The 545-nt window shown below is 51.7% G+C and carries 2 tRNA genes; both read right to left on the bottom strand.

Going from position 1 to position 545, the window contains the following annotated elements:
- Positions 1-68: 68 nt before the first annotated feature.
- Positions 69-160: transfer RNA gene (locus tag ACYVOC_RS00930), tRNA-Leu, on the bottom strand.
- A 122-nt stretch (positions 161-282) separates the two neighbouring features.
- A tRNA-Gly gene (locus tag ACYVOC_RS00925) sits at positions 283-358 on the bottom strand.
- Between the last annotated feature and the right edge of the window lie 187 nt (positions 359-545).

The following is a 545-nucleotide window of genomic DNA, read 5'->3' as shown; positions in this document are numbered from 1 at the left end:
GCGTAACCTGACCATGGACATGGATTTCGAATGGAGCGTTGTAATGTGACATGACTAAATAGTAATGGTGGTGCCCCGAGCCGGGATCGAACCGGCACGCCCCTTTTCAGGAAGCGGCGGATTTTAAGTCCGCAGTGTCTACCAATTTCACCATCGGGGCCTGCCGCTGCACAGCACCGGTGACAGCGTACCCCCGGTTTCGCACATACACAATGCCTCGGCGCGATGCCATGAGCCCTTGCACCAAATAGAAAAGGGAAGCCGAAGCTTCCCTTTTAAAACTGGAGCGGGAAAAGAGTCTCGAACTCTCGACCTCAACCTTGGCAAGGTTGCGCTCTACCAACTGAGCTATTCCCGCATTTAACCTATGTGCACTGTTTAAATACCAAAGTGCTTTTCGGCAAGTCTCATATTATAGCGCAAAAATTCCTTGCCAGAAAAGTTGCAAAAGATTTTTTGAAGACCGCCAAGGCCGATCCCAGAAACAGGAACGCCCCGCTCATTGCTGAGAGGGGCGTTGCTGCGCTGTAAGAGCCTGACGATGA

It is taken from the genome of Simplicispira piscis, from assembly GCF_054783455.1.
This window is presented reverse-complemented; position numbering and strand designations above follow the sequence as displayed.